This window comes from Ruegeria meonggei (genome assembly GCF_900172215.1).
GTDB lineage: Bacteria > Pseudomonadota > Alphaproteobacteria > Rhodobacterales > Rhodobacteraceae > Ruegeria > Ruegeria meonggei.
This window is the reverse complement of record NZ_FWFP01000002.1, coordinates 335,348-350,144: the sequence shown is the minus strand read 5'-3', so window position 1 is coordinate 350,144 and position 14,797 is coordinate 335,348. Positions and strand designations below refer to the sequence as shown.

The 14,797-nt window shown below is 57.5% G+C and carries 15 protein-coding genes; 13 read left to right on the top strand and 2 right to left on the bottom strand.

The genetic code is table 11. The features are described from left to right. The first annotated feature begins 12 nt into the window (after nucleotides 1-12). From RUM8411_RS04435 to RUM8411_RS22920, 5 genes are all read left to right on the top strand, one after another. Nucleotides 13-543 carry a gamma-glutamylcyclotransferase gene (locus RUM8411_RS04435; protein WP_085821602.1) on the top strand — a complete coding sequence of 177 codons (531 nt, stop codon included), beginning with the start codon at nucleotides 13-15 and terminating at the stop codon, nucleotides 541-543. 69 nt (nucleotides 544-612) lie between these two features. Continuing rightward, nucleotides 613-1,791, top strand: coding sequence for a biopolymer transporter ExbB (locus RUM8411_RS04430; protein WP_085821425.1), 1,179 nt, complete (start codon nucleotides 613-615; stop codon nucleotides 1,789-1,791). A gap of 3 nt (nucleotides 1,792-1,794) precedes the next feature. Then, nucleotides 1,795-3,474, top strand: a complete 1,680-nt coding sequence (locus RUM8411_RS04425) for a peptidoglycan -binding protein (protein WP_085821424.1) — start codon at nucleotides 1,795-1,797, stop codon at nucleotides 3,472-3,474. Between the two features lie 2 nt (nucleotides 3,475-3,476). Continuing rightward, on the top strand, nucleotides 3,477-3,719 hold the full coding sequence (locus RUM8411_RS22925; RefSeq protein WP_234995129.1) for a hypothetical protein: 243 nt from the start codon (nucleotides 3,477-3,479) through the stop codon (nucleotides 3,717-3,719). Further along, nucleotides 3,700-4,032 (top strand): histidine phosphatase family protein, encoded by a 333-nt coding sequence (locus RUM8411_RS22920; RefSeq protein ID WP_234995128.1) that lies wholly within the window; start codon nucleotides 3,700-3,702, stop codon nucleotides 4,030-4,032. Before RUM8411_RS22925 ends, RUM8411_RS22920 begins: the two co-directional genes overlap by 20 nt. A gap of 139 nt (nucleotides 4,033-4,171) precedes the next feature. On the opposite strand, the gene clpA is transcribed toward RUM8411_RS22920, so the two are convergent. After that, nucleotides 4,172-6,496 (bottom strand): ATP-dependent Clp protease ATP-binding subunit ClpA, encoded by a 2,325-nt coding sequence (gene clpA, locus RUM8411_RS04415; protein ID WP_085821423.1) that lies wholly within the window; start codon nucleotides 6,494-6,496, stop codon nucleotides 4,172-4,174. 172 nt (nucleotides 6,497-6,668) lie between these two features. Beyond that, nucleotides 6,669-7,436, bottom strand: a complete 768-nt coding sequence (gloB, locus tag RUM8411_RS04410; RefSeq protein ID WP_085821422.1) for a hydroxyacylglutathione hydrolase — start codon at nucleotides 7,434-7,436, stop codon at nucleotides 6,669-6,671. Nucleotides 7,437-7,497: 61 nt separating this feature from the next. Between gloB and RUM8411_RS04405 the strand changes: the two genes are divergently transcribed. From RUM8411_RS04405 to RUM8411_RS04370, 8 genes are all read left to right on the top strand, one after another. Next, nucleotides 7,498-8,232, top strand: a complete 735-nt coding sequence (locus tag RUM8411_RS04405) for a class I SAM-dependent methyltransferase (protein WP_085821601.1) — start codon at nucleotides 7,498-7,500, stop codon at nucleotides 8,230-8,232. Nucleotides 8,233-8,544: 312 nt separating this feature from the next. Continuing rightward, on the top strand, nucleotides 8,545-9,105 hold the full coding sequence (locus RUM8411_RS04400) for a F0F1 ATP synthase subunit delta (protein WP_085821421.1): 561 nt from the start codon (nucleotides 8,545-8,547) through the stop codon (nucleotides 9,103-9,105). Further along, nucleotides 9,106-10,644, top strand: a complete 1,539-nt coding sequence (gene atpA, locus RUM8411_RS04395) for a F0F1 ATP synthase subunit alpha (protein WP_085821420.1) — start codon at nucleotides 9,106-9,108, stop codon at nucleotides 10,642-10,644. A gap of 15 nt (nucleotides 10,645-10,659) precedes the next feature. Beyond that, entirely contained in the window at nucleotides 10,660-11,538 is an 879-nt protein-coding gene (locus tag RUM8411_RS04390) for a F0F1 ATP synthase subunit gamma (protein ID WP_085821419.1), read from the top strand. 20 nt (nucleotides 11,539-11,558) lie between these two features. Next, nucleotides 11,559-12,983: a F0F1 ATP synthase subunit beta gene (atpD, locus tag RUM8411_RS04385; protein WP_085821418.1), complete on the top strand. Its 1,425-nt coding sequence runs from the start codon at nucleotides 11,559-11,561 to the stop codon at nucleotides 12,981-12,983. A 12-nt stretch (nucleotides 12,984-12,995) separates the two neighbouring features. Beyond that, the gene (locus tag RUM8411_RS04380; RefSeq protein WP_085821417.1) at nucleotides 12,996-13,406 is read left to right on the top strand and encodes a F0F1 ATP synthase subunit epsilon; all 411 of its coding nucleotides are present in this window, start codon (nucleotides 12,996-12,998) and stop codon (nucleotides 13,404-13,406) included. Between the two features lie 118 nt (nucleotides 13,407-13,524). Beyond that, nucleotides 13,525-13,875 carry an H-type lectin domain-containing protein gene (locus tag RUM8411_RS04375; RefSeq protein ID WP_085821416.1) on the top strand — a complete coding sequence of 117 codons (351 nt, stop codon included), beginning with the start codon at nucleotides 13,525-13,527 and terminating at the stop codon, nucleotides 13,873-13,875. 10 nt (nucleotides 13,876-13,885) lie between these two features. Next, the gene (locus RUM8411_RS04370; protein ID WP_159453853.1) at nucleotides 13,886-14,797 is read left to right on the top strand and encodes an SGNH/GDSL hydrolase family protein; all 912 of its coding nucleotides are present in this window, start codon (nucleotides 13,886-13,888) and stop codon (nucleotides 14,795-14,797) included.

Genomic DNA, 14,797 nt, shown 5'->3' with positions numbered 1-14,797 from the left:
AGGACCAGTGCTATGACGATGTGGGTTTTCGGATATGGGTCGTTGTTGTGGAATCCGGGCTTTCCGGTGGCCCGCAGCGAGCGCGCCACTTTGCACGGATATGCCCGGTCTTTCTGCATGAGCTCGATCCACCACCGCGGCACCGAAGACCATCCCGGTCTTGTTCTGGCGCTGGACGAACGGAGTGACGCCAACTGCAAGGGGTTGGCCTTTGCGGTCGAAGCCGGCCACGAAGATCGCACCCTGCATGAATTGCGCGAGCGAGAACTGATTTCCTCGGCCTATGTCGAAAAGATGCTGGATGTGCATCTGGATAGTGGTGCGGTGCTCACTGCCGTGACGTATGTGATTGACGCCGATCACGTGCAGTATTGTGGGGGTATGCCGCTTGAAGAGCAGGCGCAGATCATTGCCCATGCTGTAGGTGGACGGGGTCCGAATACCGAATATCTGTATAACACCGCTGAACATCTGACCGAGATCGACCTGCAGGATCCCGATCTTGAGTGGTTAGCGCAACGGGTCCGCAGCATCACCGCATAAACCCTTGGCGTCACCGGTGGAATTTCGCTAGATTCAGGCCAAAGCAGGCAAAAACCGGGAACCACGCGCATGGCGCAGGCACATCAGGGCGCGAGACCCCAATTCTCGCATCCCATCCGTCAGATTGCGATGATGTTGATCGCAATCGGTCTGGCAGGGTTGGGCGTCTTCATGGCGTTGCCGTATGTGATGCCGGTGGCGCTGGCCAATCCTTACCTGAGCGGCTTTATTATTCTGGTCTTTTTTATCGGCGTTTTCGCTTGTTTCTATCAGGTGACGCAGTTGATCGGATCGGTCCGCTGGATCGAGGCCTTTGTCGGCGGTGTTGTCCGCGAAGACGCCCGAACGCCGCAATTGCTTGCACCGCTGGCCTCGCTGTTGCGGGAACGGGGCGCGCGGTCGCAGATCAGCTCTACATCGACACGGTCGATCTTGGATTCCGTTGCCGAGCGCGTCGAAGAAGAGCGTGAGATCACGCGCTACATTACCAACGTCCTGATTTACCTGGGCCTTCTGGGTACATTTTTCGGGTTGGCCACTACCGTGCCCGCCATTGTCGACACCATCCGCAGCCTCAACCCGCAGGAAGGCGAAGAGGGGCTGGCCGTCTTCAACCGACTGATGGTTGGGCTGGAGGCACAGCTGCAGGGCATGGGCGTCGCGTTTGGGTCATCGCTGTTGGGCTTGGCCGGATCCTTAATAGTTGGTCTGCTGGAATTGTTCGCTGGACATGGTCAAAACCGGTTTTACCGCGAACTTGAGGAATGGCTGTCCTCGATTACGCGCGTTGGCTTTGCCGCGGGCGATGAGGGCGGGGCCGAACTGGCGGTGCTGACCCCTGTGCTGGATGCCATGTCTGAACAGATGAACGCGCTGCAGGATCTTTTTTCGGCGCAAGAATCTGATCGCGCGGCGGTGTCGTCGCGGTTGGGTCAATTGGCGGATGCCATTGGTGAGATGAACCAGCGCCAGTCAAACAACGATGGCGTGACCTCGGCACTAGAGCGCGTGGCACTGGGGCAGGACGCCCTGCTGGACCACCTGCGCGAACAAGGAACGGGCGAGGGGATCGACGCCGAAAGCCGGATGCGCCTGCGGTCGATGGATGTGCAATTGCTTCGTATCCTCGAAGAAATCTCAGCCGGGCGGCAGGAAAGCATGAGCGAGCTGCGCAAGGATATCGAACTGCTGGTCAAGGCCCTGACACTTCCCCGAGGTGCGGTGCGCACCGCGCCGGAAAGTGAGTAAGTTATGGCTCTGTCCCGTCGCACAGGTCAGCGCTTTCAGGGCTCGGTCTGGCCTGGATTCGTGGATGCGATTACCGGGCTTTTGATGGTTCTGACCTTTGTGCTGACCATCTTTATGGTGGTGCAATTCGTGCTGCGCGAGACAATTTCGGGGCAAGAGGACGAATTGACCGCCCTGTCCGACGAAGTTGCCGCTCTGGTAGGTGCACTGGGCCTGGAAGAACGGGAAAACAGTCGGTTGGAAGCGCGCTTGGGTGTGCTCAACTCAACTCTGACGCAGGTTGAAACCGAATTGGTACAGGCGCAGATTCAACTGACCGATTTCGAATCTCAGGTCGCGGCGTTGCTGATCGATCAGGAACGGGCCCGGGGCGAAATTTCAACGCTGGAAACGCAGCGGCAGGAATTGCAGAGCGAGCAAGACAAGCTGAACCTGGCCCTTGCGCAAAGTCGGTCCGAAATCGACGCACAGGCCGAGGCCGCAAGACTGGCCGCCGCTCAGCGCGAGGCGTTGGAGGCATTGGTCGCGGACCTGGAAGAAAGCGATGCCGAACAGACCACGCGTATCACCGAGCTTGAGGACGAGTTGAGTGCCGAAGAGGCTGCCAAGTTGGCCGAGGCCGCTGCTGCGGAGAACCTGCGAAACCGCCTGCAAAACGCAGATACTGAGCTGACAGCCATGACCCTTGCGCTGGAGGCGCAACGGAAAGAAGCCGAAGAGACGCTGACCCTGCTGGCGGCGGCACAGGCGGCCAAAGCGGAACTGGAACGGCAATTTGGTGAATTGAACAGTGAGGATCTGAAGGCCCGGCTAGAGGCCGCGCTTGCCGCCCAGACACAGGCGCAGACCGAGGCACAGGCACAGCGGTCGCTAGCCGAAGAACGTGCCGCGTTGCTGGCTGTGGCCCGAGATACATTGTCTGATGAGGAAGCGATTTCTGAAAAAGCACAGCGAGAGACGGCTTTGCTGAACCAGCAGATGGCAGCGCTGCGCAATCAATTGGGCGGGTTGCAGGCTCTGCTGGACGATTACGAAGATCGAAACGCCGCCGCGGATATTCGCATTCAGACGCTGGGTCAGGATTTGAATGCTGCGCTGGCCCGTGCCGCATCCGAGGAACGTCGCCGTCGCTTGCTGGAAGAGGCCGAGCGCGCTCGTTTGGAAGTTGAGGCTGAGCAATTATCCGGGCGGAACGAAGAGCTGACCGCACAAGCCGAAGATCTGGAGCGGTATCGGTCCGAGTTTTTCGGCCGCCTCCGCGACGTGCTGGGGGATCAGGAAGGTGTCCGGATCGAAGGCGACCGGTTTGTGTTCTCGTCCGAGGTTCTGTTCGATACCGGCTCTGCCGTGCTGTCTGGTGCAGGACGGCAGGAGGTCGCTAAAGTCGCCAATATTCTGCGCAGTGTGGCGGCTGAAATCCCTGAAGGTTTGAATTGGGTTATCCGGGTTGACGGTCATACAGATAACGTCCCTGTGTCTGGCTCGGGCCGGTATCGCGACAATTGGGAACTCAGCCAGGGGCGGGCCCTGTCAGTGGTGCGCTATATGGTCGAGGCACTGGGTATCCCGCCAGGCCGGCTGGCGGCCAACGGGTTTGGTGAGTTCCAGCCCGTCAACCCAGCGAACACGCCCGAAGCCCGTGCCCAGAACCGCCGGATTGAGCTGAAACTGACCGAGCGGTAGCCATGTCCGCCCACCGGCGTTTGGCCCGACACCTGACGCACCCACAGGTCACGATTGATCCCGATTTAGGGGTGCCGAATTGGTCGCTGAACGAAGGCGGGCGTTTGCGGGTCGCGCAATTGGCCGGGAAACCAAGCATGTTGAACCGAACGACCCGGGTCATCAGTAGCACCGAAACAAAGGCCATCGAAACAGCCCTCCCGCTGGCAACCGCGTTTGGGGTTCGTGGCCGAAACCCGCGTTGACATGCATGAAAACGACCGCAGCGCCAACGGGTTATTGCCGCCAAAAGAGTTTGAGTCCGTCGCGGACCAGCTCTTCGGTCATCTGGAAGTCAGTGTAAGAGGCCGGGAACGGGCCGTGGTTGCACAGGCGCGTATCGTCCAGGCCGTTACGGCCTACCTGTCCGATTCCGGCAAAGGTGACGTTTTGTTTGTCGGACACGGTGACGTAGGCACGCTGCTGTTTTGCGCATTGTCCAATCTGCCGATTGATCGGAAATTCGACCAGGGGCCGGGCGGTGTTGGAAATGGTTCCAATTTGAAGTGGATCAGATGACACCGTCATGTGGTTGGCGTGTGATGGAAGCTTCCGCCGGTATTTGATCCTGCGCGAGCAGGTGGTCTTTTGTGCATCCTCGCGGAAAAGGAAAAGCCCGCCAGTGTGATGGCGGGCTTTGTTGTTGTGTCCAGAGCTTTTAGTCCGCCGTCAGCAAGGGCGGTTTGTCGCCCGGAATGCGTGGCTGATCAGGTCCAAGGATATCAAGGTTCAGATCACCCTTCTTGACCGACACGCGGACCAAGCCACCCTTGGCCAGCTTGCCGAACAGCAGCTCTTCGGCCAGCGGTTTCTTGATGTGTTCTTGGATGACACGACCCAGCGGGCGTGCGCCCATCTTGTCGTCATAGCCTTTGTCAGCCAGCCATTCGGCGGCCTTTGGCGTCAGATCGATGGTCACCCCACGATCCAGCAATTGCGCCTCAAGCTGCAGAACGAATTTCTCAACCACCTGCAGGATAACTTCTTTTGGCAGCGGTGCGAAGGAAATCACCGCATCCAGACGGTTGCGGAATTCCGGCGTGAACATACGCTCTATCGCGGCGGTATCCTCACCTTCACGGCGGTCACGACCAAAACCGATGGCGGCTTTGGCTTGTTCCTGTGCACCCGCGTTCGAGGTCATGATCAGAACCACGTTGCGGAAGTTCACAGTACGGCCGTTGTGATCTGTCAGCTCACCGTGGTCCATCACCTGCAACAGGATGTTGAAAACGTCAGGGTGCGCTTTCTCGATCTCATCCAATAGCAGTACGCAATGCGGATGCTGGTCGACACCATCAGTCAGCAAACCACCCTGATCAAACCCGACATAACCCGGAGGGGCACCGATCAAACGGCTGACCGCGTGTTTTTCCATGTATTCGGACATGTCAAAGCGCAGTAGTTCCACACCCAACGTATCGGCCAGTTGTTTCGCGACTTCAGTCTTACCCACACCGGTCGGACCAGCGAACAGGTAGTTGCCGATGGGCTTTTCAGGTTCACGCAGACCAGCGCGCGCCAGTTTGATCGCACTGGACAGTGCCACGATCGCATCATCCTGACCAAATACGACACGTTTCAGCGATGTTTCGAGGTCTTTAAGAACCTCGGCATCGTCCTTGGTGACGTTCTTGGGTGGAATGCGCGCGATCTTGGCAACCACGGCCTCGATCTCTTTGACGCCGATGGTTTTGCGACGTTTGCTTTCGGCGACCAGATGTTGTGCTGCACCGGCCTCATCAATTACATCAATGGCCTTGTCGGGCAGCTTGCGGTCATTGATGTACCGCGCCGACAATTCCACCGCGGTCTTGATAGCGTCCGCAGTGTATTTGATATCGTGATGCTTTTCGAAATAGGGCTTCAGACCGCGCAGGATTTTCACGCTGTCTTCAACCGAAGGCTCATTCACATCGATTTTCTGGAACCGGCGGCTCAGCGCGCGGTCCTTTTCGAAATGCTGACGGAATTCCTTGTATGTGGTCGAGCCCATGGTGCGCAGCTTGCCGCCCTGCAGGGCAGGTTTCAGCAGGTTTGACGCATCCATCGCGCCTCCTGACGTCGCACCAGCACCGATCACAGTGTGGATTTCGTCGATAAATAGCACCGCGTCAGGATGTTCTTCCAATTCAGTGACTACCGCCTTCAACCGTTCTTCGAAATCCCCGCGATAGCGGGTGCCTGCCAGCAGCGCGCCCATGTCCAGCGAATAGATCGTGGTTTCGGACAGCACATCGGGCGCTTCGCCGCCGACGATCTTATGGGCCAGACCCTCGGCGATGGCGGTTTTTCCCACACCGGGGTCGCCCACCAGCAGCGGGTTGTTCTTACGACGGCGGCACAGGACCTGAATGCAACGCTCAACTTCCGAGGAACGGCCGATCAGCGGGTCAACGTCGCCCGCACGCGATTTCGCGTTCAGATCGACACAGTATTTACCCAGTGCGCTTTCTTTCTGTTCGCCTTCGCCAGAGCTGGCCTGAATTTCCTCCTCGACCTGGTCGGCACCGGAAACTGAGCGGTTTTCGCCATAGGCCGGGTCTTTTGCTACGCCATGTGCGATGAAATTCACCGCGTCATAGCGAGTCATGTCCTGCTCTTGCAGGAAATAGGCTGCATTGCTTTCGCGTTCGGCAAAGATGGCGACCAGAACGTTGGCACCGGTCACTTCGGTCCGGCCCGAGCTTTGGACGTGAATTGCCGCGCGTTGAATGACACGCTGGAAGGCCGCCGTAGGCACTGCCTCGGACCCGTCGATGTCTGTGACAAGGTTCGAAAGGTCCTCGTCTATGAATTCAACCAGAGTGCTGCGCAAATCATCCAAATCAACGCTGCAGGCCTTCATGACGCGGATGGCGTCAGGTTCTTCCAGCAGCGCCAGAAGCAGATGTTCCAGCGTTGCGAATTCGTGGCGCCTTTCATTCGCGGCTGCCAGAGCCGCGTGAATGGCTTGTTCTAATGTGCTCGAGAATGAAGGCACGCGGGTGCTCCTCTGTCTTGGGTCGAAAGGGGGCAGGTTTCGGCCGGAACCCCATCCAACCATGTCCTCATACTATTAGAGTTTGGTTGATAGTTGCCCGGCTTCAAGGGTTTTCTTTCACTTGACAGTCACATTTGTTGTGACCGTGGCCGTGAAGAGAGCGAAATAGGCACTAGAAACGGTCTTTTCTAGTCCGCACCTCAGCAAAAACTGACGCTGGGTCAGAATCTGTCATCCCCAGCTGAACCTGTATCGCGGAATCTGCAGCGCGTAAAAACGGGTTTGTGGCCTTTTCCAGCGCCAGGGTCGAGGGCACTGTGGGCTCTCCGGCGGCGCGGGCGCGGTCGATATCAGCCACGCGCTGCTGCAGTGCGGCGTTGTCGGGGTCGACCGTAACGGCAAATTTGGCGTTGGACTGGGTATATTCGTGGCCTGAATACACGATTGTTTCGTCGGGCAAGGCAGCCAGTTTGCTGAGAGAGGCCCACATCTGAGGGGCCGTGCCTTCGAACAAGCGACCACATCCCAGGGCCATCAAACTGTCGGCAGTGAACACCGCCGCACTTTGCGGCATGTAAAACGCGATGTGGCCAATTGTGTGCCCCGAGACGTCCAGCACCTGCACCGGTTCCCCGGCTATTTCGAATACGTCGCCTTCGACAACCCGTTGATCCAAAGGCGGCAGGCGGTGGGCATCAGCAGCGGCGCCAATCACTGTGGCGGGGTGTTTTTCCAAAATACCAGCCAGACCGTCGACATGATCCCAGTGGTGATGAGTCAATAGAACGTGCGACAGGGTCCAGCCGAGCCTGACTAGTTCGGCCAGAATCGGGCCGGATTCGGGGGCATCGATCAATGCGGTGTTGCCGCTAACGGCATCATGCGCCAGAAATGCGTAATTATCGCTGAGACAGGGGATGGTGACGATCTCAAGAGGCATGGCCTTTTGCCCTTTCGTTGCTAGACTGCGCTCAGCTAAGCCGATTGACCGGGTGTCCGCAATGCATCTTGATGTTCAGGATCTGAGGAATTTCTACTACCGCAGTACCTTGGGCCGTGCGGCGCAGGCTGCAATACGCGGGCGGCTGACCGAGCTATGGCCCGAGGCCAAGGGTCAGACGGTTGTTGGATTCGGGTTTGCCGTGCCATTGCTGCGGCCTTTTCTGAAAGACGCGCGGCGCGTGATCGGCCTTATGCCTGGCCCGCAAGGGGTGATGCCATGGCCCGCGGGGATGCCCAATGTCTCTGTCCTGACCGAAGAGACGTTGTGGCCGATCGAAACCGGCCATGTGGACAAGCTGGTGGTGATGCACGGGCTTGAATCCTCTAGCCAGCCAAGTGAATTGCTGAACGAGTGCTGGCGTGTGCTTGGCCCCGGCGGACGGGCGCTGTTTGTCGTGCCCAACCGAGCGGGGCTGTGGTCGCGCAGCGACAAGACACCGTTCGGGTTCGGACGCCCCTATTCCGCGTCTCAGCTGGAAAGCCAGCTCAAGGCTCATCACTTTGTTCGGGAAAGCCATTGCTCGGCTTTGTATCTACCGCCTTCTTTTCGGCGGTTCTGGCTGAAATCGGGCAGCCTGATCGAAAAAACCGGACAGCGGGTTCCAACAGTCATGGCTGGCGGCGTTCTGATGGTTGAGGTGACCAAGCATATCAGACCGCCCAGCGGCACCGTCACTAAAGACGCGGTGCGCAAGCCGATCAAAGCGTTGGATGGGCTGTTGAAGCCGGCCTAAAAATCAGCGGCATTTCAGATGCGGCCAAAGCGCGAAAATGCGGAAAAAAGGTCACAGGAATCGCAAAAACCTACACTTCCGTAACATTTTTCTGCCGGATCAGGCGTACCAAAGGGTCGCACCCAGTGTAACTTATTGAAACTACACATTTTGTGGATAAGACCCTTGCCGTGATAATATGTTGCTAGCTGAGTTCGCCTCTGTTACATCCCCGGTGATTTTGATCCCCGGCCGTTTGGACGGGGTTTCTTCACGCCCCCGGGGTAGCTGCCGCAACGCGAATTCGGGGCCCAAAATATCGGAAGGGTGGACGTGTCCGAACCAGCTTCGATTTCCACAGGCATCGCCGTGCGCTATGCCACCGCGATCTTCGAGATCGCCAAAGAGAATAAAGACCTCGCAGGTCTGGAAACCGGCATTAATGATCTGGCAACCGCCTTGGGCGAAAGCGCCGATTTGCGCGATCTGATTGCATCGCCGCTGGTGTCTCGCGCAGAACAGGAAGCAGCAATTACCGCGATTGCAAAAAAGATGGGCCTGCATGCTATCTTGAGCAACACGCTGGCTCTGATGGCGCAAAAGCGCCGCCTGTTTGTTGTGCCGCAACTGGTGCAGGTTCTGCGCAATATGCTGGCCGACGAGCGTGGCGAAGTGACCGCAGATGTCGCCTCGGCCAAGGCGTTGACCAAAACCCAGATGGAAAAACTGTCCAAAACGCTGTCCGAGCGTGTGGGCAAGACCGTGACAATAAATGCGACCGTTGATGAAAGCCTCATCGGCGGTCTTGTCGTTAAAGTGGGCTCGAAAATGATCGATAGCTCGATCCGTTCCAAGCTCAACTCCCTACAGAATGCAATGAAAGAGGTCGGATAAATGGGAATCCAAGCTGCAGAGATTTCTGCAATCCTGAAGGACCAGATCAAGAACTTTGGTCAGGAAGCCGAAGTGGCCGAGATTGGCCGCGTGCTGAGCGTCGGTGACGGGATTGCCCGTGTATACGGCCTGGACAACGTGCAAGCCGGTGAGATGGTCGAATTCCCCGGCGGCATCATGGGTATGGCGCTGAACCTGGAAAGCGACAACGTTGGTGTTGTTATCTTTGGCTCTGACCGTGACATCAAAGAAGGTGACACCGTCAAGCGCACAAATTCGATCGTGGACGTTCCAATCGGTGACGAACTGCTGGGTCGTGTTGTTGACGGTCTGGGCAACCCGCTGGACGGCAAAGGTCCGATCAAATCGACAAAGCGCGGCGTTGCAGACGTCAAGGCGCCGGGCATCATCCCGCGTAAATCGGTACACGAGCCGATGGCAACCGGCCTGAAATCGGTTGACGCGATGATCCCGATTGGCCGTGGCCAGCGGGAACTGATCATTGGTGACCGTCAGACAGGTAAAACTGCCGTTGCTCTGGACGCCATCCTGAACCAGAAAGTCTATAACGAAGCGGCTGGCGACGATGAGTCCAAAAAGCTGTACTGTGTTTACGTTGCCATCGGTCAAAAGCGTTCGACCGTTGCGCAGCTGGTGAAGAAACTGGAAGAATCCGGTGCGATTGACTATTCGATCGTTGTGGCCGCTACCGCGTCCGACCCGGCGCCGATGCAGTTCCTGGCACCTTATGCCGCAACCGCAATGGCCGAATTTTTCCGCGACAATGGCCGCCACGCCCTGATCATCTATGATGACCTGTCGAAACAGGCTGTGTCCTATCGTCAGATGTCGCTGCTGCTGCGTCGTCCGCCCGGACGTGAAGCCTATCCTGGCGACGTTTTCTATCTTCACTCGCGCCTGCTGGAGCGTTCGGCCAAGCTGAACGAAGACTTCGGTGCCGGCTCGCTGACCGCTCTGCCGGTTATCGAAACCCAAGGTGGTGACGTATCAGCCTTTATTCCGACCAACGTGATCTCGATCACCGACGGTCAGATTTTCCTGGAAACCGAGCTGTTCTATCAGGGTATCCGTCCTGCTGTGAACACCGGTCTGTCGGTTTCGCGTGTGGGCTCTTCGGCTCAGACCAACTCGATGAAGTCGGTTGCTGGTCCGGTGAAGCTGGAGCTGGCTCAGTACCGCGAAATGGCTGCCTTTGCGCAGTTCGGCTCCGACCTTGACGCCGCGACCCAGCAGTTGCTGAACCGTGGTGCACGTCTGACTGAACTGATGAAGCAGCCGCAGTACTCGCCGCTGACAAACGCGGAAATCGTCTGCGTCATCTTCGCCGGGACCAACGGTTACCTCGACAAGATCGACGTCACCGATGTTGGCCGCTATGAAGCTGGCCTGCTGTCGCATCTGCGTGGCAAGCACGCCGACCTGCTTCAGTGGATCACCGACGAAGATCCCAAGATCAAGGGTGATGCTTCCGACAAGATCAAGGCTGCGCTGGACGAATACGCCGCAACCTTCGCTTAAGGGAGAGGCGGGCACATGCCAAATCTTAAGGATCTTAAAAACAGGATCGAGTCGGTCAAATCGACCCGCAAGATCACCAAGGCCATGCAGATGGTCGCGGCTGCAAAACTGCGCCGCGCCCAGGAATCTGCCGAAGCCTCGCGCCCCTATGCTGCACGGTTCAATGCCGTGATGACGGGGTTGGCGGCATCGGTCGGGGGCAGCGACAGCGCCCCCAAGCTGCTCCGTGGTACGGGCAGCGATGATGTCCACCTGCTGGTTGTGATGACAGCTGAACGCGGCCTGTGTGGCGGCTTCAACTCGAACATTGCCAAGCTGGCTCGTGCCAAGGCTTACGAACTGCAAGCCAAGGGCAAGACGGTCAAAATTCTGACTGTTGGCAAGAAAGGCCGTGACGCGATCAAACGCGACTACGGCGATCTGTTCGTGGGACATGTCGATCTGAGCGAGGTCAAGCGTCTGGGTTATACCAACGCACAAGACATCGCGAAGGACGTCCTGTCCCGTTTCGACGGGGGTGAGTTCGATGTTGCCACGATCTTCTATTCGAAGTTCGTCAACGTTGTGACTCAGATCCCGACGGCACAGCAAGTCATCCCCGCTTCGTTCGAGGACGACGCGAGCGGCGACGACAGCGGTGCCATTTTCGATTACGAGCCCAGCGAAGAGGCCATCCTGGCTGACCTGCTGCCCAAGGGGGTTGCGACTGCGATCTTCTCGGCTCTGCTTGAAAACGGAGCCTCGGAACAGGGTGCACGGATGTCCGCGATGGACAACGCGACACGCAACGCAGGTGAGATGATCGACAAGCTGACCATCCAATACAACCGTTCGCGTCAGGCCGTGATCACCAACGAGCTGATTGAAATCATTTCCGGCGCCGAAGCGCTGTAGAGACTAACCGGAGACGAAACATGGCGAATGCAAAAGGCAAAGTCACACAGATTATCGGGGCCGTCGTCGACGTGCACTTCGATGATGCGCTGCCTGAAATTCTGAACGCGCTGGAAACCACCAACAACGGCAAGAAGCTGGTTCTGGAGGTTGCACAGCACCTGGGCGAAAACACTGTCCGTACCATTGCGATGGACGCGACCGAAGGTCTGGTCCGCGGCGAAGCCGTAACCGACACCGGCGCACCGATCGCGGTTCCGGTTGGTAACGCTACTCTGGGCCGTATCCTGAACGTTGTGGGCGAGCCCATCGACGAAAAGGGCCCCGTGGACACCAAAGAAACCCGCGCCATCCACCAGGACGCGCCGGATTTCTCGGATCAGGCAACTGAATCCGAAGTTCTGGTCACCGGCATCAAGGTTGTTGACCTGCTGGCCCCTTACGCCAAAGGCGGTAAGATCGGCCTGTTCGGCGGCGCCGGTGTTGGAAAAACCGTTCTGATCATGGAACTGATCAACAACATCGCCAAAGTGCACTCGGGTGTGTCCGTGTTTGCCGGTGTTGGAGAGCGGACCCGTGAAGGCAACGATTTGTACCACGAGATGATCGAATCCGGTGTTATCGTTCCCGACAAGCTGGAAGATTCGAAAATCGCGCTGGTTTACGGCCAGATGAACGAACCTCCAGGAGCCCGTATGCGGATCGCCCTGTCGGGTCTGACCCTGGCGGAACAGTTCCGTGATTCGACCGGTGCCGACGTTCTGTTCTTTGTCGACAACATCTTCCGTTTCACACAGGCCGGTTCCGAAGTGTCCGCTCTGCTGGGCCGTATTCCATCGGCTGTGGGTTATCAGCCGACACTGGCGACCGACATGGGCGCGATGCAGGAACGGATCACCTCGACCAAGTCGGGTTCGATCACATCCGTGCAGGCCGTCTACGTCCCTGCGGATGACTTGACCGACCCTGCACCTGCCACATCGTTTGCACACTTGGACGCGACCACGGTTCTGAACCGTGCAATCTCGGAAAAGGGCATCTACCCGGCTGTTGACCCGCTCGACTCGACCTCGCGTCTGCTCGACCCAGCGATTGTTGGCGACGAGCATTATACCGTTGCGACCGACGTTCAGCAGATCCTTCAGCGCTATAAGTCGCTGCAGGACATCATCGCGATCCTTGGCATGGACGAACTGTCGGAAGAAGACAAACTGACCGTGGCCCGTGCCCGTAAGATTGAACGCTTCCTGTCGCAGCCGTTCGACGTGGCCGAAGTCTTCACTGGCTCGCCCGGTGTTCAGGTTGCTCTGGACGTGACCATCGCGTCGTTCAAAGCTGTTGTTGCCGGCGAATACGATCACCTGCCCGAAGCAGCCTTCCTGATGGTTGGCGGTATCGACGAAGTGATTGCAAAAGCTGAAAAGATGGCAGCGGAAGCCGCCTAAGGAGTATCCCTGATGGCAAACACGATGCAATTCGACCTCGTCAGCCCCGAGCGGAGCCTTGCTTCGCTTGAGGCCACCGCGGTCCAGATTCCCGGCGCGGACGGGGACATGACGGCGATGCCGGATCATGCCCCCACCATCACCACGCTGCGCCCCGGCTTGTTGAAGGTCGAGTCACCCGAAGGGTCCAGCGAATATCTGGTCACCGGCGGGTTTGCTCAGATCAACGGCGATAGCCTGTCGGTTCTGGCTGAAAAAGCCATTCCGGTTGCAGAAGTGACCCGGTCGCATCTGGACGACATGATCGCCGAGGCCCGCGCCTCGCACGAAGCGGCAAAAGGTGGCGACGATCAGACCATCGTCGATGACGCCGCAAAGCTGCTGGCGGACATGGAAGCTCTTGGAACACATATGAGCCTTTAAGGCCCGTACAGTCTTTTTCGATATGGCGGCCCCACGTTTGTGGGGCCGTTTTTTTTTGGTCGTGATTTTGTCAAAGTCGCAGGGTAATCTGCGGAAATTCAAGTAAAAAGACAAAAGAATGAAGATATTCACTACGCACCCGGTTGGCATTGACCAAGGCGAAGCCGTCCTGTTCTCGGAATTTTCCGACGGCGGTGACATGTGGACTGGAGAAGGCACTCGCGAACGCAGCTCGACCGTTGTCTTCAGTCAACCGTTCCGGTCTGTCCCTGCCGTACAGATCAGCGTGTCGCTTTGGGATGTCGACACAACGTCGGCATTGAGGGCCGAAGTGGCTGCCAAGGATGTCACGCCCGAAGGTTTCAACGCAGTGTTCAGAACATGGTCTGACACTCGCATCGCTCGGATCAGGATAGCATGGACGGCCATTGGCGAGGTCGCTCATGAAGATGACTGGGAAATCTCATGATTTCCGCTACATGATCAGTAGGCGTGTGTTGTCCAGAACCATGAAACTCCTGGCCTATTGCAGTGTAATGCTGTTGGCAGTCGAAGTCTTTGCAAGATTGGTACTGGGTCTAGGCGATCCGCCTTTGGTGCGCGTCGATTCCAATATCGAATACCGGGCCCTACCAGGAGAATACAAAAGATTTGGCAACCGTGTTTCGTACAATACGAAATCCATGCGGTCGCGCCCGATCCCACAAAATCCTGAAAGGCACATTCTGATCGCTGGAGACAGCGTTTTGAACGGTACATCTTTCGTGGATCACGCGGATTTGGCATCGACGGCCCTGGACGATTCGCTGCCAGGAACATGGGTCGGCAATGTATCCGAAGGCTCTTGGGGTCCCGAGAACCTTAGCAACTACTTTCAGGAATTTGGTTGGTTCCAGGCGGATACGCTGTTTGTTGTGTTCAGCACGCATGACTTGTGGGATCTGCCTCGATATTGCACGCAGTTGGGTCCGGATTTCGTAACAGAACGACCCTTGTTGGCCATTGTTGAATCGGTGCGGAAATACGGTCCGAAGTTTATTCCCGCCTTGGGTGGTCTGGCGCGGCAGGAATCAGGCTGCCGTGAGCCCCAGAACATTAACGTGAAGGGGCCGCGCGCTCTGCGCGCTTTCATTGACGAAGCGCGGGATCATGTTGACCGCGTGGTTGTCTTACTGCATCCAACACGGTCCGAACTGTCAACACCGCTGCAAAATGACCGAAGGTTTCTACTAAGTGTCATCGCTGCGACCGGCGTCGAATACGTCGATATGCTGCCGCTTTTGCGCGGTAAAGAGCATCTCTATTTCGACACGATCCACCTCACTCCCGAAGGCCAAAAAGAGTACTTTCGCGCATTCCAAGACTTGCTTCGACAGCCTGCCAATGACTGA